The organism is Arthrobacter sp. Soil736 (assembly GCF_001428005.1).
In the GTDB taxonomy this organism is placed as follows: Bacteria; Actinomycetota; Actinomycetes; order Actinomycetales; family Micrococcaceae; genus Arthrobacter.
The window spans coordinates 33,578-59,630 of sequence record NZ_LMSB01000009.1 but is presented as its reverse complement, the minus strand read 5'-3'; the positions used below and the strand labels follow the sequence as shown (position 1 = coordinate 59,630).

Annotated in this window: 26 protein-coding genes; 14 read left to right on the top strand and 12 right to left on the bottom strand. The window is 63.7% G+C overall.

The features are described 5' to 3' along the window. Window positions 1–7: 7 nt before the first annotated feature. Complete coding sequence (locus ASG92_RS07455; RefSeq protein ID WP_056626477.1) at window positions 8–490, bottom strand: universal stress protein; 483 nt, start codon at window positions 488–490, stop codon at window positions 8–10. Between the two features lie 327 nt (window positions 491–817). Between ASG92_RS07455 and ppsA the strand changes: the two genes are divergently transcribed. Continuing rightward, window positions 818–3,199, top strand: a complete 2,382-nt coding sequence (gene ppsA, locus ASG92_RS07450; protein WP_056626475.1) for a phosphoenolpyruvate synthase — start codon at window positions 818–820, stop codon at window positions 3,197–3,199. Window positions 3,200–3,307: 108 nt separating this feature from the next. Here ppsA and ASG92_RS07445 read toward each other — a convergent pair whose 3' ends face one another. Then, the gene (locus tag ASG92_RS07445; protein ID WP_056626473.1) at window positions 3,308–3,790 is read right to left on the bottom strand and encodes a universal stress protein; all 483 of its coding nucleotides are present in this window, start codon (window positions 3,788–3,790) and stop codon (window positions 3,308–3,310) included. Window positions 3,791–3,962: 172 nt separating this feature from the next. Between ASG92_RS07445 and ASG92_RS07440 the strand changes: the two genes are divergently transcribed. Next, complete coding sequence (locus tag ASG92_RS07440) at window positions 3,963–7,145, top strand: HAD-IA family hydrolase (RefSeq protein ID WP_056626471.1); 3,183 nt, start codon at window positions 3,963–3,965, stop codon at window positions 7,143–7,145. On the opposite strand, the gene ASG92_RS30440 is transcribed toward ASG92_RS07440, so the two are convergent. The 5 genes from ASG92_RS30440 to ASG92_RS07420 all read right to left on the bottom strand — a co-directional run bounded on the left by ASG92_RS30440 (window position 7,137) and on the right by ASG92_RS07420 (window position 13,533). Further along, window positions 7,137–8,528, bottom strand: coding sequence for an HAD-IC family P-type ATPase (locus tag ASG92_RS30440; protein ID WP_346762984.1), 1,392 nt, complete (start codon window positions 8,526–8,528; stop codon window positions 7,137–7,139). The two genes, ASG92_RS07440 and ASG92_RS30440, sit on opposite strands and share 9 nt — an antisense overlap. Continuing rightward, on the bottom strand, window positions 8,525–9,760 hold the full coding sequence (locus ASG92_RS30435; RefSeq protein ID WP_346762983.1) for an HAD-IC family P-type ATPase: 1,236 nt from the start codon (window positions 9,758–9,760) through the stop codon (window positions 8,525–8,527). The genes ASG92_RS30440 and ASG92_RS30435 overlap by 4 nt, the downstream gene beginning before the upstream one ends. Window position 9,761: 1 nt before the next feature. After that, window positions 9,762–10,778 carry a zinc-dependent alcohol dehydrogenase family protein gene (locus ASG92_RS07430; protein WP_056626469.1) on the bottom strand — a complete coding sequence of 339 codons (1,017 nt, stop codon included), beginning with the start codon at window positions 10,776–10,778 and terminating at the stop codon, window positions 9,762–9,764. A gap of 288 nt (window positions 10,779–11,066) precedes the next feature. Further along, window positions 11,067–12,806, bottom strand: coding sequence for a heavy metal translocating P-type ATPase (locus ASG92_RS07425; protein WP_157372146.1), 1,740 nt, complete (start codon window positions 12,804–12,806; stop codon window positions 11,067–11,069). Window positions 12,807–13,062: 256 nt separating this feature from the next. Then, window positions 13,063–13,533, bottom strand: a complete 471-nt coding sequence (locus ASG92_RS07420; RefSeq protein WP_056626467.1) for a pyridoxamine 5'-phosphate oxidase family protein — start codon at window positions 13,531–13,533, stop codon at window positions 13,063–13,065. 296 nt (window positions 13,534–13,829) lie between these two features. On the opposite strand from ASG92_RS07420, the gene ASG92_RS07415 reads away from it, so the two are divergent. Continuing rightward, window positions 13,830–15,425: a GAF domain-containing sensor histidine kinase gene (locus ASG92_RS07415; RefSeq protein WP_082579369.1), complete on the top strand. Its 1,596-nt coding sequence runs from the start codon at window positions 13,830–13,832 to the stop codon at window positions 15,423–15,425. Window positions 15,426–15,444: 19 nt separating this feature from the next. On the opposite strand, the gene ASG92_RS07410 is transcribed toward ASG92_RS07415, so the two are convergent. Then, window positions 15,445–16,131 carry a response regulator transcription factor gene (locus tag ASG92_RS07410; RefSeq protein WP_056626465.1) on the bottom strand — a complete coding sequence of 229 codons (687 nt, stop codon included), beginning with the start codon at window positions 16,129–16,131 and terminating at the stop codon, window positions 15,445–15,447. 212 nt (window positions 16,132–16,343) lie between these two features. On the opposite strand from ASG92_RS07410, the gene ASG92_RS07405 reads away from it, so the two are divergent. The 5 genes from ASG92_RS07405 to ASG92_RS30415 are packed head-to-tail and all read left to right on the top strand — an operon-like array spanning window position 16,344 to window position 18,246. Then, window positions 16,344–16,826, top strand: coding sequence for a universal stress protein (locus ASG92_RS07405; RefSeq protein ID WP_056626463.1), 483 nt, complete (start codon window positions 16,344–16,346; stop codon window positions 16,824–16,826). Continuing rightward, on the top strand, window positions 16,816–17,223 hold the full coding sequence (locus tag ASG92_RS30430; protein WP_346762982.1) for an MBL fold metallo-hydrolase: 408 nt from the start codon (window positions 16,816–16,818) through the stop codon (window positions 17,221–17,223). Before ASG92_RS07405 ends, ASG92_RS30430 begins: the two co-directional genes overlap by 11 nt. A gap of 21 nt (window positions 17,224–17,244) precedes the next feature. Beyond that, the gene (locus ASG92_RS30425; protein ID WP_346762985.1) at window positions 17,245–17,751 is read left to right on the top strand and encodes an MBL fold metallo-hydrolase; all 507 of its coding nucleotides are present in this window, start codon (window positions 17,245–17,247) and stop codon (window positions 17,749–17,751) included. Then, complete coding sequence (locus ASG92_RS30420; protein WP_346762981.1) at window positions 17,664–17,996, top strand: hypothetical protein; 333 nt, start codon at window positions 17,664–17,666, stop codon at window positions 17,994–17,996. The genes ASG92_RS30425 and ASG92_RS30420 overlap by 88 nt, the downstream gene beginning before the upstream one ends. Next, window positions 17,929–18,246, top strand: a complete 318-nt coding sequence (locus tag ASG92_RS30415) for an MBL fold metallo-hydrolase RNA specificity domain-containing protein (protein WP_346762980.1) — start codon at window positions 17,929–17,931, stop codon at window positions 18,244–18,246. The genes ASG92_RS30420 and ASG92_RS30415 overlap by 68 nt, the downstream gene beginning before the upstream one ends. An 85-nt stretch (window positions 18,247–18,331) precedes the next feature. Here ASG92_RS30415 and ASG92_RS07395 read toward each other — a convergent pair whose 3' ends face one another. Both ASG92_RS07395 and ASG92_RS07390 read right to left on the bottom strand, forming a co-directional pair. Continuing rightward, on the bottom strand, window positions 18,332–18,796 hold the full coding sequence (locus ASG92_RS07395; RefSeq protein WP_056626461.1) for a pyridoxamine 5'-phosphate oxidase family protein: 465 nt from the start codon (window positions 18,794–18,796) through the stop codon (window positions 18,332–18,334). Window positions 18,797–18,885: 89 nt separating this feature from the next. After that, window positions 18,886–19,635, bottom strand: a complete 750-nt coding sequence (locus ASG92_RS07390; RefSeq protein WP_056626459.1) for a glucose 1-dehydrogenase — start codon at window positions 19,633–19,635, stop codon at window positions 18,886–18,888. Window positions 19,636–19,858: 223 nt separating this feature from the next. On the opposite strand from ASG92_RS07390, the gene ASG92_RS07385 reads away from it, so the two are divergent. Continuing rightward, the gene (locus ASG92_RS07385; RefSeq protein WP_240987039.1) at window positions 19,859–20,851 is read left to right on the top strand and encodes an ATP-dependent 6-phosphofructokinase; all 993 of its coding nucleotides are present in this window, start codon (window positions 19,859–19,861) and stop codon (window positions 20,849–20,851) included. A 72-nt stretch (window positions 20,852–20,923) separates the two neighbouring features. On the opposite strand, the gene ASG92_RS07380 is transcribed toward ASG92_RS07385, so the two are convergent. Both ASG92_RS07380 and ASG92_RS07375 read right to left on the bottom strand, forming a co-directional pair. After that, window positions 20,924–21,565 carry an NAD(P)-binding domain-containing protein gene (locus ASG92_RS07380; RefSeq protein ID WP_056626455.1) on the bottom strand — a complete coding sequence of 214 codons (642 nt, stop codon included), beginning with the start codon at window positions 21,563–21,565 and terminating at the stop codon, window positions 20,924–20,926. 181 nt (window positions 21,566–21,746) lie between these two features. Then, entirely contained in the window at window positions 21,747–22,259 is a 513-nt protein-coding gene (locus tag ASG92_RS07375; protein WP_240987038.1) for a hemerythrin domain-containing protein, read from the bottom strand. 417 nt (window positions 22,260–22,676) lie between these two features. Between ASG92_RS07375 and ASG92_RS07370 the strand changes: the two genes are divergently transcribed. The 5 genes from ASG92_RS07370 to ASG92_RS07350 all read left to right on the top strand — a co-directional run bounded on the left by ASG92_RS07370 (window position 22,677) and on the right by ASG92_RS07350 (window position 25,824). Then, window positions 22,677–23,540, top strand: a complete 864-nt coding sequence (locus ASG92_RS07370; RefSeq protein ID WP_056626451.1) for a universal stress protein — start codon at window positions 22,677–22,679, stop codon at window positions 23,538–23,540. 222 nt (window positions 23,541–23,762) lie between these two features. After that, a complete protein-coding gene (locus tag ASG92_RS07365) occupies window positions 23,763–24,272 on the top strand; it encodes a universal stress protein (RefSeq protein WP_082579365.1) in 510 nt (169 codons plus the stop codon). Beyond that, entirely contained in the window at window positions 24,262–24,687 is a 426-nt protein-coding gene (locus ASG92_RS07360) for a hypothetical protein (RefSeq protein ID WP_056626447.1), read from the top strand. The genes ASG92_RS07365 and ASG92_RS07360 overlap by 11 nt, the downstream gene beginning before the upstream one ends. Window positions 24,688–24,831: 144 nt before the next feature. Next, window positions 24,832–25,491, top strand: coding sequence for an isoprenylcysteine carboxylmethyltransferase family protein (locus ASG92_RS07355; protein WP_056626535.1), 660 nt, complete (start codon window positions 24,832–24,834; stop codon window positions 25,489–25,491). Between the two features lie 72 nt (window positions 25,492–25,563). Continuing rightward, entirely contained in the window at window positions 25,564–25,824 is a 261-nt protein-coding gene (locus ASG92_RS07350; protein ID WP_200951909.1) for a hypothetical protein, read from the top strand. The last annotated feature ends 229 nt before the right edge of the window (window positions 25,825–26,053 follow it).

Genomic DNA, 26,053 nt, shown 5'->3' with positions numbered 1-26,053 from the left:
CATCCCCTCATTTGGCGGCATGTCCGTGCCCCTGGATTGCGGAAATCCCGGCAGGCAAGTCGGTGCCGTGGGCGATCAGGACCGAGCATTTCGCGTGCTCTGCGACCGCTGCGCTCACCGTCCCCAGCAGCAGCTCTTCAAATCCGCCGTGGCCGCGGCTTCCCAAGATTACAAGTGGAGCGTTTCGGCTCTCGTCAATCAAGACCTTGGCGGCAGGGCCCTGCCGTATCGTCATTTCGAGACCTTCCGGCGGTGCACCACCGAAGGCCTTTGCGACAGCCTCCGCGCAGATGTGCCTGGCTTCCTCATCCGGACGCCACACAACCGGGGTGAAGGTGCCAAAGGCTATCTGGAACTGCCAGGCGGTCACGGCTTTTATGTGCGTCTGGAACAGAGGCGCCAGCGCATCGGCCCAACGCAGGGCCAGAATCGAGGGAGCGCTTCCGTCAACGCCAACGACGACGGCCGGCCCCTGGGGCGCTTGGTTCATGATCCATGTGTTCCTTCGTCGGTCTCGAGACGGACCCAGGGAAAGCTGAATCGCTCATGTGGCTGGAGCCTACACACGCCGGCGCCTCAGGCGTAGGGTCAAAAGTCCTCTGGCCCCCTGCCGTTTCGGAGCCGGCGGGGTGCAACCGATGCAACCGGCGCCTGTCCGGCTTGTACGGGGAGTTTAGGCCATGTGGGTGGGAGCAGACTGGAAGAGGGCCCTTGGTCCCTACTGCGGCGAGGTGCGGCGGTGAACGATGGTCTTCACAGATAGGTGCCGGCCGAGGGCAGCAATCCGGCGGTATCTGGACTGGGGTGGGAGAAAACAATGGCGGAACACCAGGTGGTGTGGTTTGACGACGTCGGCATGGGTGATGTCCGGAGAGTGGGTGGAAAGAATGCGTCACTGGGCGAGATGACCCGTTCCCTCAAGGCCAGTGGTGTGCATGTTCCCGAGGGGTTTGCCACCACGGCTACCGCCTACAGGGCGTTCATCGACGTAAACGGGATCGAGCCGGCGCTTCGTGAAAGCGTCCGGCAGTACCGCTCCGGGGCCGTGTCGCTTCGGAATGCAGGGGAAAAGCTCAGGGCGCTTGTTCTCAGCGGTATGTTCCCGGAAGCACTCGCGCTGCAGATCAGGGAAAAATACCAGGCGCTGGCGCGACGGTCCGGAATCGAAAATCCGCCCGTGGCGGTGCGGAGTAGTGCAACGGCGGAGGACTTGCCCGATGCCAGCTTTGCCGGTCAGCAGGAAACCTTCCTGAACGTGGTGGGCGAAACGGAGCTGCTGGACGCCTGTCGCCGCTGTTTTGCATCCGTGTTCACAGACAGGGCCATTAGTTACCGGGAAATGAAGAACTTTGACCACTTGGACGTGGCATTATCCATTGGCGTGCAGAGGATGGTGCGTTCTGATGTTGGCGCCTCCGGGGTCATGTTCTCCATAGACACGGACTCCGGATTCCCCCGCGCGGCAGTCATCAGCGCGGCGTGGGGCCTGGGTGAGCCGGTAGTCCAGGGGAGTGTGGACCCTGACAAATACCTGGTTTACAAGCCTCTCCTGGACGAACCGTCGCTCGTTCCTATCATCGAAAAGATCATCGGTTCGAAGGCGCGAAAGATGGTGTACGGCGTGGGCGGAAGTGCACGCACGCGAACCGTGGACACCTCCGAACAGGAACGGCGATCCGTGGTCCTCAATGACGCGGAGATCATCCGGCTTGCACGCTGGGCCTTGCTTGTGGAGGAGCATTACGGGTGCCCCATGGACATGGAATGGGCAAAGGACGGACTGACCGGGGAGTTATTTATGGTCCAGGCCCGGCCCGAAACCGTCCAGGCACGAAAGAGCAGCAGCAAGTTCACTGTTCACCGTCTTCTCCAGGGCGGAAAGCTCTTGCTCAGCGGGTCAGCCATCGGCGACTCCATTGCCCACGGTAAAGCCTGCATTGTCCGGCAGGCGGCGGACATCGGGAATTTTCGTGACGGGGCAATACTGGTTACCGAGATGACTGATCCTGACTGGGTGCCGGTCATGCAGCGGGCGGCCGCCATCATCACCGACCATGGCGGGCCGACCAGCCATGCGGCCATCGTGAGCCGGGAGCTGGGAGTGCCGGCGATCGTCGGCACCGGCATGGCCACTTCCGTCCTCACCGAGGACCAGGCACTCACGGTCTCCTGTGCCGAGGGCGACGAAGGCCATGTCTACGAGGGAACCCTGGCCTTTGACACGTCTGAAGTCGACCTGGGCACACTGCCCCGTACCCGGACCGCGATCATGGTCAACATTGCCAGCCCCGCCGCGGCCTTCCGATGGTGGCGGCTACCGGCAGACGGCGTGGGACTGGCCCGCATGGAGTTCATCATTGCCAATCTCATCAGGGTCCACCCGATGGCCCTCATCCATCCCGAACTGGTGACAGATGACGAAACGCGGCGGACTATTCAGGAACTTACCCGGGACCATACCAACCCTGAGGACTTCTTTGTCGAAACACTCGCCCTAGGTATCGCCAAACTTGCCGCTGCATACCATCCCCGTCCTGTGATCGTCCGCCTGAGCGATTTCAAGTCCAATGAATACGCCCACCTGATCGGCGGGGCATTCTTCGAACGGCCGGAGGAAAACCCGATGCTCGGTCTCAGGGGAGCCTCCCGCTACTACCATGCCCGCTACAAAGAGGGGTTCTCCCTGGAATGCCAGGCCCTGAAGCGTGTGCGGGAAGTCATGGGCTTCACCAACGTCGTCATCATGGTGCCGTTTTGCCGCACTCCGGCCGAAGCCGACCTCGTCCTGGAAACCATGGCCGCTAACGGCCTGACCCGCGGCGACAAGGGCCTGCAGATCTACATGATGTGCGAGATACCGTCCAACGTGATCCTGGCGGAACAATTCGCTCGCCGGTTCGACGGCTTCTCCATAGGCTCCAATGACCTGACGCAACTTGTCCTGGGCGTCGACCGGGACGCCGAGGACCTGGCTGGACTGTTCGACGAACGGAATGAAGCGGTCACCTCAATGATCGCTGACGTCATCCGCAAGGCGCATGGAGCCGGCATCAAGGTCGGCATCTGCGGCCAAGGGCCCAGCGACCATCCAGACTTTGCCGCTTTCCTCGTCAGAGAAGGCATAGATTCGCTATCACTGAATCCAGACAGCTTCCTGCAAACGGTGCATATAGTCGCCCAGGCAGAATCGCCGGCCTGACGCGCGGTGAGTTCGGGCACGGAGAGGATCAGGGTACAGGCGAGGACGAGGGTACCGACGCCCGTCGCACAACCGTCCGCGCGCACAACCGTCCGCGGAGAAACCGGCTTAGATCCTCGATTCCTTCCTCTCAGGTTCCGGCCCGGCCTCGGAGTCCTGGCCCACGACCAGCACCGGGCAGTGAGCGTGCGCGGTGCAGGCTGCACTCACCGAGCCCATGATCTGGCCAAGGAGACCGCCGTGACCCCGCCTGCCCACAACGAGAAGTTGGGCATCCCGGCTCTCTTCGACGAGGACCTTCGCCGGCGGTCCGATCTTCACCGCCGTTGTGAGGTTTTGTGGACGATCCTGTCCATAGGCCCTTTCGATGGCTTGTTCCACGAGGCGCTTGGCGATCGCCTCCAACTGCACCGTGATCTCCAAGTTGCCCGGCGGCAGGTGGGAGGGAAGATAGAAGTCGGACCACCCCAGACAGGTGATGACATCGATCGGAGCATTCAGCGCCGAGGCGATGCGCCCGGCCATTTGAAGCGCCGCCGGGGAGTATTCGGAACCGTCGATACCGACAACAATGCGTTGGTTTTCATTCATGCGATTTACCCTGCCCCCGGCCACGGCACGGGTCTAGGGCCGAAGGTCACGGCCCAATGGGACCTTGGCCGGGTCCAAGGCCCCTGTCCGTCCCGCACACAGCGGAGTAGCACTGTATTAGCCAGGCTTCGGCCAGCAGTGCAGCGCACGTCCGCTCAGAAAGGAACGACGCATGGCGCCCGCGCAGTACAACGGGAGTTCATCCCCGACGGCAGCATCGGCCCTGTCCCCGTTCGATGCCGTCATTTTTGACCTCGACGGCGTCGTCACTGACACAGCCGAGATCCATGAGTTGGCTTGGAAGGAGCTTTTCGAATCGGTCCTCCGCGATCCCCGAGTGCACACCCCGGCCAGTCAGGCCCCCTTTTCGCACAGCGATTACCGCCGCTTCGTTGATGGGCGTCCGCGGGAAGATGGCGTCCGTGTCTTCCTCCAATCGCGCGGGATCACCATCCCCGAAGGACATCCTTGCGATCCGCCGGGCACATGGTCCGTCGCCGGGCTCGGTGCCCTCAAGAACGAGATCTTCAACCAGCGGCTGAAGAACGGCCGCGTCCGCGTCTTTCCGGGTACCGTAGACCTGCTCAAGAGGCTTCACGCTGGACGCGTCCCGGCGATACTTGCCTCCTCAAGCAGGAATGCCCGAGCCGTTCTGGGACGTGCCAGGCTGCTGGATAAGTTTGATCTCATCGTGGATGGACAGATCGCGGCGGCCCTCCGGCTGCCAGGGAAACCTGACCCTGCCCTCTTCCTCGAAGCGGCCCGCAGAATCGGCGTGCCGGCTGGCCGCGCGGCCGTGATTGAAGATTCCGTGGCCGGCGTCCGGGCCGCCCGGGCCGGAGGATTCGGGCTGGTCGTCGGGATAGACAGGGCCGAGCAACGGGCCGAACTGGAAGCGGCAGGCGCGGACATTGTCCTGAACGACGTCAGCGAGTTCGACATCGGCCTTGTACTCACCCAGCCCTGGCTTCTCACCTACCAAGGCATGGACCCTGCCCACGAAGGCCACCGTGAGGCGCTGACCACCCTGGGTAACGGGTACATGGCGGTCAGGGGAGCTGCTCCGGAAAGCACCTCGGACGGGATTCACTACCCTGGGACATACATGGCCGGGATCTACAACCGGCTTACGAGCAACGTCCACGGCCAGCAGAGCGAGGATGAGCACATGGTTAACGTGCCCAACTGGTTACCGGTGGACCTTGCCGTGGACCCGGGCCGGTGGTGGTCGACCGAGGGGCTCCGGTTATGCAGCGAGCACCGCGTACTAGATATGCGGCGGGCGGTATTGTCCCGGCGCGTCGTGCTCGCCACCGATGACGGCCGCCGGCTGGAGGTTACGCAGCGCCGGGTCGTCTCCGCGGCCCAAGCGCATTTGGCAGCGCTGGAAACGACACTAACCGCACGAGGCTGGAGCGGGAACGTCGTCATGCGCGTCGGCCTGGACGCGGGCATCACCAACTCCAACATTCCTGCCGACGCCCTGCTGGCCCACCGGCATCTGCGTCCCGTGGCCTTCGGAACGACAGCCGACGGGATCGACTTAATCGAGGTAGAGACCACCAGCAGTCATATCAGGATCGGCACCGCTGCCCGCGTACTGGGTGATGAAACGGGGGCGGACGCCGTCCCCGCCACCCGGGTGAACCGGCTGCTCTACCGGGAGATGGTGCTTGACTTGCAGGACGGTGTTCCGACAGCCATAGGCAAGGTCGTAGCGGTGGTGTCTTCGAGGGACACGGCCATCTCATCGCCGCTTGGAGGGGCCCTGACGGTCTTGGCCAGGGCGCCTGCGGCATTCGACCAGATCCTGGCAGCACATGAGTCTGCCTGGCTCCGACGGCTGGCCGCCTTTACGCTCGAACTGGACACAGACCGACAAACCCAGTTGATCCTCAACCTTCACATCTTTCATTTGCTCCAGACCCTCACGCCGCACACCTCTGATCTTGATGCCGGCGTTCCTGCCCGGGGGCTGCACGGAGAAGGGTATCGCGGCCACGTGTTTTGGGATGAGCCGTTCGTCCTGCCCGTTCTCACATCCCGCCTGCCGGCCGTTGCGAGGTCGCTGCTTGACTACCGCTGGCGGAGGCTTGACATGGCCCGCCACGCCGCCAGGAATGCCGGACTGCGCGGCGCGATGTTTCCCTGGCAGAGCGGAAGCGACGGGCGGGAGGAAACACCGCACTGGACTTTCAGTCCCCGCCTCAAAGACTGGGCAGCGGACTATTCCAGTCTTCAGCGCCATTCCGGGCTGGCCATAGCCTATAACACCTGGCAATACTTCCAGGCCACAGGGGACCGTGCCTGGTTGATGCAGCGGGGGGCGGACATCATCGTCGACGTCGCACGGTTGTTCGTTTCCATGGCCGTGCACGATCTAGAGACCGACCGATTCCACATCACCGGCGTCATGGGGCCCGACGAATACCACACCGGTTACCCCGACCGGCCGGGGCAGGGAGTCAATGACAATGCCTACACCAACGTGATGGCCGCCTGGCTCTGCGCAACGGCCCTGCATCTCATGAGATCCGTGTTGCCGGGGCACGAACAGCAGGAGCTGGCCGCCCGACTGGAGATCGGGCCGGAGGAGCTGGACACGTGGGAGCACATCAGCCACCGCATGTACGTACCGTTCCACGGCGACGGCATCATCAGCCAGTTCCAGGGATACGGCGAGCTCGAAGAATTTGACTGGGAGCACTACCGGCGCACCTACGGAAACATCGAACGCCTCGATCTGATTCTGGAGGCAGAGGACGATACGCCCAACCGGTACATGCTGGCCAAACAAGCAGACGCCCTAATGCTGCTCTACCTGCTGGGAGAGGAGCAGCTGACCGGATTTCTGGGAACTCTCGGCTACGCCATCGACTCAGCGACGCTGGCCCGTACGGTTGATTTCTATCTGGCGCGAACCGCCCACGGATCAACGCTGAGCCGCATGGCCCATGCATCGGTGCTTGCCGCCACGGACCCGGAGCGGGCTTGGAGCACGTTCCGTGAGGCACTTGATGCCGGCCTGGACGACACGCAAGGCGGTACAACCCGTGCGGGCATCCATCTTGGCGCCATGGCCGGCAGTATCGACACCGTCCAGCGGAGCTTCGCCGGCCTACGGATGGCGCAGGACGAGCTGGTCTTCGCCCCCCGGCTGCCCACAGGCCTGCACAGAGTCAGCTTCACCGTCCGCTACCGGGATCAGGTACTGGAGGTGGCCCTTGACCATGAACGGTTGACGGTGACCGCTGCCCCCGGTGTGGCAGCTCCCGTCCGAGTACGCATGGGCCTTGACATCGTGCTGCTGCACACCGGGCAGTCGCACGGCTTCCTCATCCGCCCTTCAGCGTGAAAGCCGCCCGTGCCGCAGGACCTTGTACACATAGTCCGCGGCCAGCACCGCAGGTATCGCCAGGAATGCCACACCCCATCCCAGCGGGGGCGGCGGGGCGTGCCCCAGCAGCGCCGCGACCGGGCCCACGCCGAGAAATGCTGCCAGCGCCGCAAGTTCAATCAGGACAGACCACAAAAGCAACCTGTTGGTGAACCAACCCAGCCGCCACGGGGGGAAAGTGGAACTGCGGCAGGCGTAAGCATTGGCGAGCTGGCCCAGGACCACCGCGGCGAAGGCCGCCCCGGAGGCTGCAATCAGCGCGCCCCCGGCGGGGAGCGAACCCCCAAGGTGCCAGCCTGCTGCCGTCAGCACCACGGTAAACGCTGACATCTCCATTAGTGCCTCCACAGGGCCTAGCACGGCGAAGACGCGGACCATCAGCGCCCCGTCCATCAGGTGCCGTCGCTCGGGCGGGCGGCGCATGAGGCCCTTGCCCGGCTGCTCAGCTCCTAGGGCGAGTGCCGGGAGCAGGTCTGTGCCGATGTCAAGAAACAGGATCTGCAGCACGCCAAGGGCGAGCGGAAAGGAACCTCCGGAGAGAGCCCAGATCACGAACGGAGTCAGCTCTGCCACGTTGTCAGTCAGGTGGTACGTGAGGAAGCGGCGGATATTGGCATAGGTCGCGCGGCCCTGTTCGATGGCGGCCACAATGGTGGCGAAGTCGTCATCGAGCAGAATGAGGTCCGCCGCCTCCCTCGCTACATCGGTGCCGCCAATTCCCATGGCGACGCCAACGTCCGCCTCCTGCAGTGCGGGGCCGTCATTCACGCCGTCCCCGGTCATCGCCACCACATGCCCGCGTCCCTGCAGCGCCCGGGCGACCCGCAGCTTCTGCTCGGGGGAGACCCTGCTGATGACCACACCGTCATGGTCCAGCAGCACACCGAGGGCCTTTTCGTCCCCGGGCAAGTCAGAGCCAACCAACACCCGCTCATCATCCAGCAGCAGGCCCACCTCACGGGCGATCGCCGCCGCTGTCGACGGATGGTCCCCGGTGACCATGGCGACCTTGACGCCCGCCTCCCGGGCGGTCCGCAATGCCTGCGCCACTGAAAGGCGCGGTGGATCATGGAGGCCGATAAGGCCCAGAAGAGTGAGGCCGGATTCGGCCTGGTCCGCCCCGAGGGAGCCCGCCGCCAGCTCGCTTAATTCCGCCGCCGACAGCCCGCGTTCTGCGACAGCCAGCAAACGAAGTCCTTTGGCGGCCATCCGCTGTATTTGCTGCTGCACCTCGGAGAAGCCGTCGGTCATGGGTGTGCCGGGGCCGGGCACCGTCGGCACACACAGCGGAAGGACGGTCTCCGGAGCGCCTTTCGTGGACACGGTGCTGTCAACGATCACCGATTCGCGCCGCCGCGCCGGGCTGAAACTGAATCGGACGGCCGAAGACAGTTCCGGCCGTTCTGCGGGCCGGGGAGCCGGTGCAGCAGGGTATCCAGGGCCGCCTCCATGGGGTCACCTTCCGGCTGCCAGGTTCCGTCGCGCATGACGATCCTTCCCCTGGACGCGAGGGCGGCAGCACGACTGACCCTGCCGGCCCGGGCAATGGCCGGCTCGTTCCCCGATACGGAGGCCACGGGTTCGTAGCCTGCACCGGCCACCGTCACCGTGCCTTCCGGCGTCCACACCTCCACCGCGCTCATCCTGTTCTGAGTTAGGGTTCCGGTCTTGTCAGTGCAGATGAAGGTTGTTGAACCAAGGGTCTCGACTGCCTGGAGGTGCCTGACCAGCGCCTTCCTGTGGGCCATCCGCTGGGCTCCCATTGCCAACGACAGCGTGACTGTGGGGAGGAGTCCCTCGGGGATCAGGGCCACAGAGACTCCGATGGCGAACAGGAACGCATCCTGCCAGGAGATACCGATCAGTGCGGACAACGCGAAGAACAGCAGTCCCACGCCCAGGGCAACAGCGGCGATAGTCCGGACAATCCGCCGCAGTTCCATCGTCAGCGGGCTTTGCGGGGGTTTTACCGTGGTGGTCAGCGCCGCAATTTCCGCCAGCCGGGTCCGGCGTCCGGTGGCAGTGACGATGCCCTCGGCCTCTCCGTTGACCAGGAACGTGCCTCCGATCCCGGCATCCATGGTTTGTTTGGGGACGGGGTCACTTTCACCGGTCAGCATTGACTCATCGACGGTGCAGCTGCTTGTTGCGCCGAACCACAGGTCCGCTGGTATGCGGTCGCCCGCTGCGAGGATGACGAGATCCCCCGGCACGAGGTCAGCTGCTTCCAACCGGGCCGGATGACCGTCGCGGCGGACCCGGACCTGTGATGGCAGCAAGGCACGCAGCTTGGTGGCGGCGTGTTCGGCGCGTTCTTCCTGCACATAAGAAAACATGCCATTGATGAGCACCACGGCCACCACCGCGACCCCGAGCTGCGGCATGCCGGCGACGAAGGCCAGCCCTGCGGCGCACCAGAGCAGGGCGGCAAAGAAGTGTGTGAATTCCGCCAGAAACCGGCGCCACGCCGGGACGGACGCCTCCGTCGGGATCCGGTTCGGGCCGTGTTCAGCGAGCAGCGCCAGGGCCTCGCTGGTGGACAGCCCTGTGGCGACCGGCGCGCTCCCCGCCACCCTAGTCCTTCCGTGCGGCGTCCATGAGCAATACCGCGGCGCCAGTGAAGCTGTCTTGGGACAGATCCAAGAGTGCCCGGTCGGCCTGCTCCATCGGATACGGCACTGTTGTCGCGCGGAGGGGTATACGTCCGGCCAGATCGAAAAACTCCTGACCGTCCGCTCTGGTATTCGCCGTCACGCTGCGGAGCTGGCGTTCCTGGAAAAGGTCTGTTTCATAGTGCAGGGCCGGGATGTCGCTCAGGTGGATGCCGGCGACGGCGAGCGTGCCGCCGCGGTCCAGTGCGCGTAGTGCCTGCGGGACCAGTTCGCCCGCCGGAGCGAAGAGGATGGCGGCATCCAAAGGCACCGGAGGCCCGTCTTCGATCCCGCCGGCAAAAGTCGCCCCCAGTTCAAGGGCGAGTCGCTGCGCCGCAGCCGAGCGCGTCATCACGTAGAGGCTGGCACCTTCATAAAGGGCCATTTGCGCGGTGAGATGCGCCGATCCGCCAAAACCATAGATGCCGAGCCTGCCGCCGGGTGGAAGGTCTGCCCGCCGAAGGGCGCGATACCCGATAATGCCGGAACACAGCAGGGGGGCAGCCTCTTCGTCCGTCAGGTCTTCCGGTATCCGGTACGCGTAGTCTTCATGAACGGTCATCAGTTCGGCATAACCGCCGTCCTTGTCCCAGCCGTTGAACGTGGGGGAGAGGCACAGGTTCTCGGCCTCGCGTTGGCAGAACCGGCACAAACCGCACGTACGTGCGAGCCAGGCCGCACCTACACGCTCACCCAGCCGGAACCTGCTGCAACTCGGTCCTGTCGCAATGACTTCGCCGACAGCCTCGTGCCCCGGGATCCTCCCAAAAGCGCGGGGCTGAAGGTCTCCTTCCGCAAGGTGCAGATCGGTGCGGCACACACCGCACGCATGCACTGAGATCAGGATTTCCCCTGTCTCGGGTGAAGGATCGGGCCGGTCGCCCTGCCGCAGTGGTCCAGACGCGATAGGTCCTGGAGTTTCAACCCACCATGCGCGCATGACCGTCTCCGTTTTCTCGTGCAAGAAAGGGACTGCCGTCAGTCCCTTTCCGGCCGGCAGTTTCTCCGTCCAGCATTGAATGAGCAGAGCGCAAACCGACAGGGCCGAAAGCCCCGGCACTCAATGGAAGTAGCCTGAACTGGACTGCACTCGGAATGTTGGACATGAAATGGGAAATTCTCCTTTCTCAGACGTGCAGTTCGATGCCGTCAGGCGGAGATTCCAATGCCCGGACCCGCCGGGCGCGATGGGACTCTTGGATGATGGACGCTTGGGTGCTGATCCGTCCTAGGAGGGCTGCTTCCGCCGCATGTCGGGGGCTGGAGCGCGGTCATTAGCCCCCGAGCGCTTTGACCGGCGGGGCTTGAGTGCCCGGAGGGCGTTCAGGATCGTCGCGAGGTCCACGACCTCCTGCAGCAGCGCGCCAGCGACAGCGGGAATGTGTCCGAAGGCTGCGGCGAGCATCAGTCCGACACTCAGCCCGATCCCGATCCAGATGCTTTGCAGCGCCATGCGTGTGGTGTGACGGCCAATATCGACGGCTAGAGCGGCCTTTGACAGGTCATCAATCATGATGACGACGTCGGCCGATTCGCTGGCGGCAGTTGAACCTTTGGCGCCCATCGCGACACCAATGTCGGCGGCTGCCAGAACGGGGGCGTCATTGACTCCGTCGCCGACCATCATCACGGGACGGTTGCCCAGTGCCGCTACTTCCGCGACCTTGTCCGCGGGCAGACAGTCGGCGCGGACGTGCCTGATTCCGGCCTCCGCGGCGATATGCCTTGCCGTTGGCTCGGAGTCGCCGGTCAGGAGCATGGTTTCCCGGACGCCCAGGCGGTGCATCTCCGCCAGAGTGCGTATGGCATTTTCCCGCAGCGGATCGCTCATGATCAGAGCCCCGGCGTACCGCCCGTCGACGCCTACATAAATTCCGAGCTGACCGCCGTCCAGTTCTGCCTCTTCGAATCCTGACGTGGTGGACCTGATGAACAGGGGTTTTCCCACGGACACCGCGTGGCCATCGCAGACTGCTGTCACGCCCTGTGTGGCATGTTCCTGTGCGAGGTGCCCGGTCAGCAGCGCGAGACCTCGGGTCCTGGCCGCCTCGATAACGGACGCGGCCAGGACATGGGATGAGTATTGCTCTGCGGAAGCTGCGAGCTGCAGGAGCCGCCCTGAAGTCATCTTCGCATCCTTGGAGACCCGGATCTCCCTGAGGGTCGGACGGCCTTGAGTGAGAGTGCCGGTCTTATCAAAGACAGCAGTCCTTACTCGGGCGAGCCGTTCGAGGGTTCCGCCGTTCTTGACGATGATTCCTGCATGGGCTGCTCGGCTCATGCCACCAAGGAAAGCTACCGGGGCAGCCAGGAGCAAAGGGCACGGAGTGGCCACGACGAGGACTTCGGCGAACCGCCCTGCGTCCCGGCTGATGTACCAGGCGGCCCCGGCGAGCAGGAATGCCAGCGCCGTGAAGGGCACGGCGTATCTGTCGGCCAGCCGGACCACGGGTGCGCGGCTGGCCGAAGCCTCCTGCACCAGGACCACGATTCGGCTGTACTGGGAGTCCTCCGCAGTCGCCGTCGCTCTCATCCGCACCGCGGCATCACCGTTCACCGAACCACTCAGCAGTCCGTCCCCGGTACGGTGTTCCACCGGAAGGCTTTCGCCAGTGAGCGCAGACTCATCGAAAACGCCGATCGCGGAGATGAGCCGGCCATCAACGGGCACCACTTCAGAGGGCCTGACGACAAGAACGTCACCGACGCGGACCTGAGCCACCGGTATGTCTTCCAGGGTGGCGCCGTTGCCTTCACGGTGGGCGCTTTGGGGCGCCCGTTCGAGCAGCGACCGAAGCTCCCGGACGGCCCTTCCCTCGGCGTAGTCTTCCAGCGCGTTACCTCCAGCCAGCATCAGCACGATGATGAGGGACGCGATGTATTCCCCGACCGCGACGGTGCTGATGATCGCTGTCACTGCAAGCAAATCAATGCCCCAATGTCCGCGGAGGATGTCCTTCGCCATCATGATCGAACGGTATGCTGCGACCGTCAGGGCGTAGACACTCGCCACCCACTGTGCGGCACTATCCTGACCAAAGGCTAGAAGCGCGGCTGTGCAGGCTCCTGCTACAACGGCCGTTGTAAGTAGCGCGAAACGGCGAATGGCGGTCACGATTTCATACCTGCTGGGCCGCGGGGCTGGGTCGGGACCCGAAAGGTGCCTTACGTCCTGGCGCAGTGGTGCGTTTGCTTCTCGACGCGCCTGGCAGCGTACCGTGGTCTCATTCCAGCCCGGCACGTGTGGCGTCGTCCAGCGGGCTCCACCAGGTCAGCGGCGGGGCGATCGTGAAGCGTCTCCCGCTCACGGTGTCCGGGACGATCCGTATGAAGTGGTCTTTGCGTCCGGTCTCCCACGGAAACAGGAGCAGTCCGACGGTGTCCAGAAGCTCTTGCGTCCGTTCGACGGCGTTGGCTTGGCCCTTGACGACGACGCTCCAGGCGACGCCCGCATCCGCGTCGACACCGTCGGCTTCCAGCGCAACCGGTGCTCCAGCCAGTGCTGATGAAAGTTTGGTCCCGGCACCGGTGCGGAAGACCAGCGTTCCGTGATCAACTTTGTAGTTGATGGGGAAAATATCCGGGTGGTCATTCACCCAGACAGCAAGGCGACCCAACGAAACGCTGCGCAGCAGCCGCCAGCACTCATGACTTGCGAGGACTTCCGCCTCCGGTACTGATGCTTCGTTCATCATGGGGCCGAGCGTACGCCGTCGTACGGCCCTTAAACAGGGCCCAAAGACCCTCGATGCGGAAGCCCCCAAGCGTAGATGTTCCGCCCCTCGAGGGGTAGTCTGGCTGCACGGGTGCCGGACGGGGGAGCGGCAAGCCGACCGCATGGATAACCTTCCGCCGGGAGGCGGTGTCCTTGAATCAACATATCCAGCCATCCGATCAGGGAACCCGCCAACCGGCCGCGGGGGCCCGGATAGAGGAACTCTTAACCGACTTTGTTGACAGGGCCGGGGAACTTCTGCAGGCCCAACAACGCATGCAGGGACTCCTGGAGGCTGTTGTAGGAGTAGCGGAGGATCTAAGTCTGGAATCCGTCCTGCACCGCGTCGTCAGTTCAGCCTGCCGTCTCCTGCAGGCTGAATACGGGGCTTTGGGAGTCATCGGCGAGGACAGGGCTTTGAGCCATTTCATCACCGTGGGCATCGATGAAGAACTGGCCCGGCGGATCGGGCCTCTGCCCACGGGGCACGGGGTTCTCGGGCTGCTGATACGTGACCCAAAACCGTTGAGGCTCCATGACCTGCAGCAGCACGCCGAGGCTTATGGATTCCCTGAAAATCACCCGCCGATGAAGTCTTTTCTGGGTGTGCCCATCCGTGTCCGGGACGTGGTGTTCGGCAATCTTTATCTGACACAGAAGGAGGGCGGCGGGGACTTCACCGCTGAAGACGAGGACCTGGCCGTCGCTCTCGCAGCTGCCGCGGGGGTTGCGATCGAAAACGCCCGTCTTTATGACGACGCGAGGCGCAGGGGCAGCTGGCTTCAGGCGTGCATGGACGTGACCGGAAAAATGATGGGGGAGGAGAACACGCCGGAAGGTGAGGGCGGGGGATTGGACATGATCGCCGCCCGGGCGCTGAGGGAGGCGAATTCCGAGCTGGCACTTATCCTCGTTCCGGAGAATCCCTCCGGGCCGTTCAGGGTCGCTGGAGCGGCAGGAGACAGCGCAGCGGCGTGGGCGGGTCGGGTTCTGGCTATGGAGTCGACCGAAATCAGCGCTGTCGTCGCTACGGGGAACGCCGCCGTCCTTGATGATCCCGCGCTCGTCCTTGGAGGCAGCGACGATCCCGAACCGGGCTGTGTGCTGGTGATAGCGCTTAATTCCAGGGGTGGCCACCATGGGCTTCTCATGCTGGTGCGAGGGCGTGAAAACGGGGTCTTCAGCCGGACGGATGTCGAAATGGGTGCCGTGTTCGGCTCCCACGTGGCCCTTGGCCTCGAACTTGCCCGGGCACACCGGTTGCGGGAACAAATCGCGGTGTTCAGTGACAGGGACAGGATCGCCCGTGACCTCCATGACGTCGTCATTCAGCGGCTCTTCGCAGCCGGGCTGAGCATTCAGAGCCTTCGCCGACTCATCACCGACAGTTCCGCCGCCCAGACAATCCAGACGGTGACCGCTGAACTTGACGAGACCATCCGGGATCTTCGCAACACCATCTACTCGCTGCGTGCCACGTCCGGTGAGACGGAGCTACTTAGCAGCCGCATCCTCCAGACCGTCCGGAGCACGGGAGGGTCCCTCCCATTCGCCCCGGTTTTGACACTCACCGGGCCCATCGACGCGGTGCGGGATGAAGAAACGATTTCGAACATGCTGGCTGTCATCTCGGAAGGTCTGAGCAACGCGGTCCGTCATTCAGGGGCGGATTCCATTAGCGTCTCCGTCTCGGTGGACAACGGTAGCGCCGTCGTCCAAATCGAGGACAACGGCTCCGGCTTCGCTGACCCGGCGCCGGGAAACGGGCTTGCAAACATGGACCACCGTGCCCGCGCCCTGGCCGGCTCCTTAGCGGTCACGTCCTCCCCGGAATCGGGCACCGCCCTGACCTGGACAGTCCCCGTCTTTTGAATGACACCGGCCGGAACATTCACTGGCCGGACGCTGATTCATGTGCCATGTGCACAGCCGCCTGCGTCCTGCGTTCAAAGCCCAGCTTTGCCAGCAGGGATGAAACGTAGTTCTTGACCGTCTTTTCCGCCAGAAGCATCCGGTCACCGATCTGACGATTGGTCAGGCCTTGTCCGACAAGTTCAAGAACGCGACGTTCCTGCGGCGTCAGCGAAGCCACCCTGGGATCCACCCGCTTCGGCTCCGCTAGTCCCTGAATGATTCTTGCCTTCAGGTCCGCGTCAAATAACGATTCCCCGCGCGCGGCCCTGTTCACGGCGCCGATGAGGTCCGAACCACCGATCTCCTTGAGCACATACCCGGCGGCGCCGGCCAGCACTGCGCCCCGGAGGGCGTGTTCGTCGTCGTAGCTCGTCAGGATCAGGCACTTAAGCGTCTCATCCACGGAGCGGACGTCCCGGCAGACCTCGATGCCGGTGCCATCCGGCAGTCGGGCATCCAGGACAGAGACGTCCGGGTGCAGCGCGGGAATCCGACGCGTCGCTTCCGCGGCCGAGCCGGACATACCGACGACGACGAAACCTTCGCTTTCCAGCAGGTCCTGGAGCCCCCGCCGCACCAATTCATGGTCGTCAAGAATGAACACCCGGATGGGGGCAGGAGAAGAAGCGTCACCGCCTCCGACCGATGATGCTGGCCCGTCCATGTTCGTCTCCTCTCGTGCCATGCGCCGCGGGTGCGATGCGACCTGCGTGTTGCGTGTGACTAATTCTTTAGGAACCAGGGTGGGGTCACAAGGGTCCAACGGCCCGGGAACGTTGGGCTCTCCGTGAGGACCTGTGACCTATGGCCATACTTTTGTCGTCGTGTCCGGCAGAAAGTGGTGCCAACGGCTCGATGACGAACGGGAGACCCGCGATGGCGAGAGTGGACGATGCATTCAAGATTGTGGTGGGCGTCGACGGCTCGGAAGCCTCCGTCGAAGCCTTACGGCAGGCGCAGCGTTTTGCGAAGCCGCTGGCAGCGGAGATTGAAGCCGTGGCGTGCTGGGAGTACCCGAACATGTATGACAGCTATGTGGCCGTGGGCATCGGAGGGTTCAAGGAGCGCGCCGAGGAACTCCTTCAGGAGGCCGTGACCATGGCCTTTGGCGCCGAACGGCCGCGGAATGTGCACACGCGGCTTGTCGAAGGATTCGCCCGGTCTGTGCTCGTCGATGCCAGCAACGAGGCCGACCTGCTAGTGGTCGGACGGAGAGGCCGCGGCGGCTTCGCCGGTTTGCTGCTCGGGTCGGTCAGCTCAGCCTGCGTCGCCCACGCCCATTGCCCTGTGCTCGTCGTCCGGGCGGCAGCCAAAGAGGGCTCGGCACGTTGGGCAGTTCCGTTTCCGCTTGTTCTCTGAAAGCAGTTGCAATGAAGGACAGGAATATGCTTCTGCGGAGCGGCTGACACCGTCACCGGGTCGCGTAACCTTGTTTGAGTCCCAGGGAACACGCATCCTGATCGACTGCGGGCTCTTCCAAGGCTTCAAACGCATCCGTGACCGGAATCGCTCACCGTTTCCCGTCCCGCCCCGGTCGATTGACGCTGTGCTGCTGACCCATGCACACCTGGACCACAGCGGTTACATTCCGGCGCTGGTCAGGAATGGCTTCAGCGGTGCTGTTTACGCCACCCCGGGCACCGTAGAACTGAGCACGCTGCTTCTGCCTGACAGCGGCCACCTTCAAGAAGAAGAGGCGCGCTACGCAGACCTCCGCGGTTACTCCGTGCATCACCCGCCCGTACCGGTATATTGAGCCGCCGACGCCGTCAGGTCGTTGAACAGCTTCCGGGAGCAGGACTTCGACACTTCCCTCGGTCTTGGGGGAGGAATCGAGGCCACCTTCCTGCCGGCAGGACACATACTGGGAGCTTCGCAGATCCTGCTGACGGTCCAAGGCACGCGGGTGCAGTTCACCGGCGACCTGGGCAGGCCGAACGATCCGCTCATGTATCCGCCCCGTCATCGTGGCGCCGTGGACGTTCTGGTGACCGAGTCAACGTATGGCAACCGGACCCACCCGACGACGAACCCGGAGACAGAGCTCGGTGAGATCGTCACTCGTACAGCGAAGCGAGGAGGCGAGATCCTCATCGCCGCCTTCGCCGTGGGACGGGCCGAAACACTGATGCTCCATCTTTGCCGGCTCCGGCGCTGGAAGGCGATTCGGGACATCCCATTTATCTCAACAGCCCCATGGCCATCGACGCATCAGTCATGTACCAGCGACACCCGGACGAGCATCGCTTGGAGCCGCAGGAGTATAAGGAAATATATGGTGTAGCCACCCTGACGCGGAGCGTCGATGATTCAAAGCTGCTCAACCTCCGGGGTGGACCAATGATCATTATCTCGGCGAAACGGCATGCTGACAGGCGGCCGTGTCCTGCACCACCTGCAGGCATACGGCCCCGATCCCAAGAACGTCGTGATACTGCGGCTATCAGGCGGCGGGAACCCCATGGTGCCGCCCTTGCCGAAGGCGTTAAGTATCTGCGGATCTACGGCGAAGATGTCCCATACCCATAGGGGCCGAGGTTGTGCCGGTGGACGAATTCTCAGCCCCGATTTTCATGAAATCATCGACTGGATGCGCGCTGCCCCTCAGATCCCGGGCATGACTTACATCACCCACGGAGATCCCGACGCTTCGGACGCTCTGCGACTACGCATCAAAAGAGGGTTGGGCTGGAGCGCCCGGGTCCCGGAACACCTCGAAACCGAATCTCTCCGACAACCCTGCCTAAGCGGTTGCCGGTTCCGCCGGGGGAGAAACTGATCCATGCCAGAGCTCCGTCAACCATTCTGCCGGCGGGGAACTCTCTTAGGGAGGGCGCCGACATCAGGCCTGACACCCGATTCAGCTAGTCCATGGATGAAGCCGCGTCGCGGGGCTGCCACCAGTGCTGGGGCGAACTGATGACGAAGCGGCGTCCGCTGAGTTCTGTCGGCGTGATTCGGATCAGCTGGTCCTTGACCCCTTCCTCCCAGGGGGCCAGGTCACGATCGGCCGCTTGCAGGCGGTCCCCTTCCACGGCTGCAGTTTCGGGCTGTCCCTTGAGAACGACGCTCCAGGCGATAGTGCCGTAGTCGTTCAGCCCGTCCGCTTCCAGTGCCACGGTTCCCCCTTGAAGGACAGCGTCCAGCTTGGTACCCGGGCCGGTCCGGAAGATCACCGTTCCGTCCTCCGGCAGGTAGTTCACCGGGAAAATCTCTGGCACGGCACCCTTGATCACTGCCAAGCGGCCCACGGAAGCGGACCGCAGGTACTTCCAGCAATCATGAACACTGAGAATTTCTGTCTTCGGCCCAGCTTCTGAGGTACTCATGCTCGGGATCCTACCCACCACAGGGATCGCTCACCAGGGCAAAAAGTCCTGACGTACAGGCCCGCCTGCCCATGGTCTACAACATCTCTTCAGTCCCCGGGCGCGGCGTTGTGGGCCAGACCAGCGGTCTCTCCTCCGTCAATAACGAAGGATGAACCGGTGGCGAAGGCTGATTCGTCACCGGCCAGGTAGAGCACCAGCTCGGAGATTTCCTCAGGCTTCCCGACTCGGTTGAGAGCAATGTGGGAAGTGCTGAGGCCAAGACCCTCTGTCATGGGTGTGAGGACGACACCCGGGTGCACCGAATTCACGCGTATGCCATAACGGGCGAGGTCCAGGGCCGCGCTCTTGGTCAAACCGGTGACACCAAACTTGGACGCCGTGTAGGCGGATAGCTGCTCGTAGCCCTGGACACCCGCGATCGAGGAGATATTGATGATCGAAGCAGCCCCGGAAGCCTTCAACGCCGGCACAGCAGCCTTGATCCCGTTGAACACCCCGGTGAGATTCACATCCAGAATCCGGGCCCACTCCTCATGCGTGCAGTTCTCGACGCTGCCGAAGCTGACGATGCCGGCGTTGTTGACGAGAACGCTCAGCCCCCCGAAAGCGTCCGTGGTCCGGTCGACGGCTTGACCCCACTGTGCGGGGTCGGTGACGTCGAGGTGCACGTACAGGACGCCCTCGCCCAGCTGCGCAGCCAAGGTTTGGCCTTCCTCGTCGAGAATGTCGCCCAGGACAACCCGGGCTCCCTCCGAGCTGAGCCGTTTGCCGATTGCTGCTCCGATGCCTCGCGCTGCCCCCGTGACCAGGGCGACCTTTCCATCGAGTCGGGCCATTTCTTCCTCCTGGCGAGCCTTGGGACCGCTCGGGCGACCCTCTTGCCAGTGTCCTGCACTGGCACCGGTCTTTGAAGAGCCTTTCGGCCCTGTTCGGCGCGGGGGCAGTCACTGGAATGGATGGAGTGGGAACGGTTCGGATACGGCGCTCAGGTTCGCGCCCCGAAGCATGGCTATTCCCTCCCGCGGACCGGCCACCCCAAACGACAGGAACGGTGCAGACGTGACGAAGATCGGGATCCTAACCAGCGGTGGTGGCTGCCCGGGGCTCAACGCAGTGATCCGCGGCGCCGTGCTGAAAGGAATTACGGTCCATGGCCAGGAGTTCGTCGGCTTCAAGGATGGCTGGCGCGGGGTCATGGAGGCTGACAGCATGCCGCTGCCGCGGTTGAGCGTTCGCGGGATCTCGAAGCAGGGCGGGACCATTCTTGGCACATCCCGGACAAACCCTTTGGCAAACGGCGGACGAAGGGCAGTCAAGGCGACGTTGGATCAACTCGGAATAGAGGGTCTCATTGCCATCGGCGGTGAGGGTACTCTCGCCGCCGCACGGGCCCTAACCGAGGCCGGCCTAAAGGTCGTCGGAGTTCCCAAGACCATCGACAATGATCTCAACGCAACCGACTACACTTTTGGCTTTGACACGGCGGTGCAGATCGCAACGGAGGCGATCGACAGGCTGCGTACGACGGGCGAATCACATCACCGCTGCATGATCGCGGAGGTTATGGGGCGCAACGCCGGCTGGATTGCGCTGCAGTCCGGGATGGCATCCGGAGCCCATGCGGTCCTGATTCCGGAGCACCGGGTGTCCTTGGACCAAGTTGCCCAGTGGGTAATGTCGGCTCGCAGGCGAGGTCGGGCACCTTTGGTCGTTGTCGCGGAGGCATTCGTGCCTGTGGACACCTTCGGCCGGCCGCGCCTCGGAGGCATCGGCCTCATGCTGGAACCTGAGCTGGAGGTACTAACAGGGATTGAAACGCGTGCCACGGTGCTGGGGCATATCCAGCGAGGCGGTGTGCCGACAGCGTTTGACCGCGTGCTGGCCACGCGCATGGGAATGGCTGCCGTCGATAAGGCGGCCCGCGGCGAGTGGGGTGTCATGGTCTCCCTTCGCGGCACCGAGGTGGTCGCCGTGGATTTCGATTCAGCGCTGGGCCAGCTGAAGACCGTGCCAGAACACCGCTACCAGGGGGCGGCCGTCCTTTTCGGGTGAGAGCTGTTCCGTGACTGAATCAAGATGGGGATGCGGCCGATAGTCCTTGGCGTGTGGCGGTGGCATTCCGGATCATGGAAACACTCGCAGTGCGGTGTCCCAGTTGAAGTGCGTGTGCTCCGCGCTAACCTGCAGACCCATGATGACGATCATGAAGGCCTCAAGCTCGCGGGCACGCCGGAGGGGACCGACATCAATGGGCCGCATTCCTGCATGCGCTACAGCTGCACTGACTTTCTCCTTGGCCTCTTCCGAATCGCCGGCGATGAATACGTCCAGGTGTTGGCCCGCGACCGTTCCTGCTTCCAGCGTTGAGGGAAATGTTGTGTTGAAGGCTTTGACCACGTCTGCTCGTCCGTGGAGCAGGTGAGCTGTTTCTTCAGCGGCAGAGGTGCCGGGTTCCGTCGTCAGGCGGTCGAAAGTCGAGACGTCCACGGGGTTACTGATGTCCACGACGACTTTTCCATCAAGGGAGTCTCCGGCCTCCAAAATGGCGTTCCGGACTTCCCTGTGGGGAATCGCCAGGATGACGATGCCGCCGGTGACGGGTGCGCCGGTAATTCCGCCGGTGGCTCCAGGCCCCAGGCTTTCGACCAGGTCGCGGGTCCGTGCCCCATCCCGTCCCAGTATCTGCACCGGCTGGTTTCCACGGAGCATGGCGGTAGCGAGCCCGCGGGCCATGTGCCCGCTTCCGACGATTGTTATGGTTGCCATTGCGCTTCCCTCTTATCGGGCTCGAGAGCATCGAAGACTGATGTCATCGGTGACGGGTCGAAGGGCGGCCGTTTCGATATAGGGGACATTGCTGTTTCTCCTGCAGTGGGGTGGGGAGGGACGGACCCTGCAGGTCCGCCCTTGGACATACTGGCTCGGGGCCGGGTGACAGGGACGGAAGTCAGATGGCGGGTTTGGTCCTGTAGTCAGAGTGGATGTGTGCTTCGCCTACAAGTTCATGGAGCCCTTCAACAGCATCCGCCAGTGACAGCTCGGGTGACAGCGCGATGAAGGGCATCAAAAGCCGGTTTTCTTTGTCCAAGTGAAGTGCGAAGATGTGTTGAACTGCTCCGGCGGCCACCGCGGCACTTACCCCTTGAGCGCGCCTGAGCTCGTCGACGAGTCCCACGATCACTCGATGCTCGGCCAGCATCCCCTCCACCAGCAGCCTGCCCTGTTCGGTCTTGCCTGGTCTCTTGTAGAGCGGCCCCTCTTCTGCCAGCGCATGGGGTATCAGCTCTGTCTCGCACCATTCGACCAGCACCTCGCGGGCGTTGACCTCCGCTGCGGGATCATGAGCTTCGACGGCGTGGATGAGTGCCGCCACGAGCGCCTTGAGTCGGGTGATCATATCGGCGTGATGATGCTCGACTGCTTCCAAAGCCCGTCTTTCCGATCGGTCGTCCTTCTGCATATTCATTGTTCTCCGCCCCCTGCAATCGTTACTTGTCACTCCTGGCCAGACCGGCAGCTTGGGTCCGAACCGTCGGTGACACAGGCAATTTCTTGAACACCGGAGATTGCCCCCTCCTGGACAACGGGTAATCCAACCCGCCTCCTTTTCTCTTCCACGCGGAACACATGGCCGAGCCTGACCACTACCACGGGATCGCCAGTGTCTTTGGGGAAGGGCCGCTCAATTTCACAGTATTAGGTGTCCTGCTCCCTGCTAACAGGGTATTTGGGCCCAGATGCTGGGGCGCATGCGCTGCGGAACTTGGGAAGAAGAACAGGCCCTGTTAGTCCGGCAGGGCCTTCCGGCACTGGCTCTCCCACAGCAAGGAGGAAGGATTTAAGACCCCGAGGCAGGCCGACAGGATGGGAGCGCGGAATGGGAATGCAGGAGGTTCTTGTAGGGGCTGACGGCTCGGCTGCCGGCCGGAAGGCCGAGGATTGGGCTGCGCAGAGGGCGAACGATCTGGGTTTGCGACTGAATCTTGTACGAGTTGTCCCCGGTCCATGGGCGTACAGGCGGCCCTCGCAATATCGGGACGCAATGACGCAGGCCCAGGCGCTGCTGGAGGCAGAGTCCGCCCGCGTTTCGGCCCTCGTTCCCTCGGTGGAGATCGTCGTGACGCGGCGTACCGGCGAAACGCCGTCGGTACTGCGTCTGCTGTCCGATGGCGCCGAGACGGTGGTTGTCGGGTCGGACCGGCCGCCGGATAGGCACGGAGAAGGATTCGGCTCGGTCAGTTTTCAGGTGGCCGTCCTCAGCCGCAGTCCCGTGGCGATCATCCCTGGCCTTGGCCTCGGCCCCCGGGACAGTGCAGGGGTCGTGGTCGGCGTCGACGGTTCAGCGGACTCCGCGATCGCGTTGGATCTGGCGGGTGTGGAGGCGCTGCGGATGGGTGAAGAATTGACCGTTGTGTACGTGAAACCAAACGTGGATGCCCCCTCGGCGGGGGAGTCCTCACCCGGTGGCCGTGAGCCGGGGCAGGACGGTCAAATGCTGATTTCTGCCGCGGGTGCGGTCCGAGATTCGAACCCGGGGCTCGTTGTAAACGAAACTCTCGAAATGAATGATTCTCCTGCCGACGCGCTCCTCCGTGCCGCTGCACACGCTCGGCTTCTGGTCATCGGCTGCCGCGGACGCGGTGGGCTTCGAAAGCCTGTCGGCGCCATTGCTGAAAAAATTCTCCTGCATCTTCCCTGCCCCACGATCGTCACCCGTCCCGCTACCCAGCGCGCCGCTTAGCCTGTGCACTGCCGGGTCCTGACCACATCGACCTCGGCCTCAGACGCGAGGAGGCACTCAGCGGCCTCTAAAACTGCAGCCATGAAACGAACCAGTCAGGCCAACCTCCATCACCCTTATCTTGGTTCGAAAAGGCCGGGATCTTCGGCCCTTGCGGTCAAAACCACGTGGGGAAGACACTAAGGGCAACACATGTAAACAACCTGGCGGAGGGCGGCGCTCATGAGCGGCGATCGAGTATTCAGGCACGTGGCCGGTGGAGACGGTTCGGCCCCGTCACGTGTCGCTCTGGAATGGGCAGTCACGGAGGCGCGCCTGCGCAACATCCGGGTCAGGGTCGTGGCCGCGCGGGAGTTCCCGCCCGTAACCGTCGGGATGGAAGGCCTGGTCCGGGACCCGGACGTCTCCCCGCAGATTTCCTGCCGCTTCCAAAACGAAGCTCTGGACCGCGTGGACAGCGAGGGCGTGACGGTGACCGGTGATGTTATTCAGGGAAGCGCGGCCGCCGTGCTCCTCCGGGCGGCAGAGAATGCTGGCCTGCTGGTTGTATCCGGCGGTCTCGGCGGATTTACCGGGATGCTGCTCGGCCCCCGTGTCGACGCAGGTGGTTCATCACCCGCTCTGTCCTGTGCCCGTGGTTCGAACCCGGTTCCGGACCGGCGGCGAGGAATGAGGAATCCGTTGACCCGCAGGGAGCGTCCATACGGCGAAAGCAGCTACCGTGACCCGTGACCACTCCTCCCACCTGCATCCAACGGCCGGCCCGCACGGTGTGACGGTTCCGGCAGGGCCGACCTTCCGAGGCAGGCTCCACGCGCTGTGGCACACAGTGGTCGGCGCGGTGGGCCTGATCATGGGGCTGCTGCCGCACGTCCTGCACCACATCGGGCTGCTCGCCGGGACCGCACTTGTGGCCGGATCCGGCGGCACTGTACTGTTCGGCGTGCTGGGGTTGCTTGCGTGCACTCCCATGATGGTCCGGCTCTACCGGCGGTTCAGCACCTGGATCGCACCGGCGCTGGGACTGCTGGTCTTCGCCGCCATGTTCTCCCTGTCCGCGTTTGTCATCGGCCCGGCAATCAGCGGCACCGGAGGTGAGGTGAACCCTGGCCCGGTACCCACCGTAGACCACACCGCAGACCACTGAACGCCCAAGAGGTCCGGGACACCCAAGAATCCGGTCCTGGACGCCCTGCCGTACTTGGGCATGGTGCTCATGATGGGCATGCACCTGTTCATGCACGGCCGCCACGGCGGCGCCAGCCGGCCCGGGGGCGGGAAGGAGTTAGACATGTCCACGGACTACGGATATGACCTGTGGTGGTTGGTGATCGTCAATTCGGCCGTGTTCATCATCTTCGCGTTCAGTTTCGTCCGGCCCAGGACGAAACTGGACTGGCGGGCGCTGGGCGGTTTTTCCGCGTTCATCGTGGCGCTGTTCACCGAGATGTACGGCTTTCCGCTGACAATCTACCTGGTCTCGGGATGGCTGGGGAACCGGATACCGGGCCTGAACCTCCTGAACCACAACTCGGGTCATTTGTGGCAGGACCTGACCGGCTGGCAAGGGGATCCGCACCTGAGCCCGGTGCACCTGGTCAGCAACGTGCTGATCGCGGCAGGGTTCATCCTGCTCTACCGGTCCTGGCAGGTCCTCTTCGCGGCCCAACGTGGCCACCGGCTCGCGACCACGGGTCCCTACGGCACGGTGCGGCATCCGCAGTACGTGGGTTTCCTGACGATCATGGCAGGGTTCCTGCTGCAGTGGCCCACGCTGCTGACCCTGCTGATGTTCCCGGTGCTCGTGGTCGTGTACCTCCGCCTGGCCCGGATGGAGGAACGCCTGATGGACGCCGAGTTCGGCGAAGCCTATGCCGCCTACCGGCGGCGCGTCCCGGGCTTCTTTCCCGCGGTTCGGACGCCGTCCCGCCGGCGGGACCAAAGACTCTGACGCCGCAGGCCGGGCGGGACGATAGTGAACCGCAGGGGCACTGGTGCGTCCGCGGAAAAGGAGGAAACAGCGATGATGTATTGGGACGGGAATATGGGCGTCTGGGGGTACATCCTGATGGGGGTGAGCTTTGTGCTTTTCTGGGGCGCCATCATCACCGCCATCATCCTCTTCGCCCGCTCCATGGGAGCGGGCAGCCGCCGGTACGAGGGCGGCGGAACCGGGCCGGGCGTCGCGGAGAATCTGCTCGCGGAGCGGTTTGCTCGCGGTGAAATCGACGAGAGCGAGTACACCGCCCGCCTCACGACGCTCCGCCGAGGCCGCGGAGCGTGACCCGCCGGCGTATCCGCCATGTCCGTCCGGAGACCCTTGACCGATACACCTAGCGGTATATCTTCGGTGTAACCGGAAAGCGATCCCGGGCCAAGCCCCTACGCAGTGAAGGTCCGACAACGGGCGGACCGAGCCCCCTGTCCTCCCCGTACACCTCGGCGAAAGGACGCACCATGACTGCTTACCCGAAGCCCGCACCCGGATCCGCTCACCGGCCCGCACCGGCCAG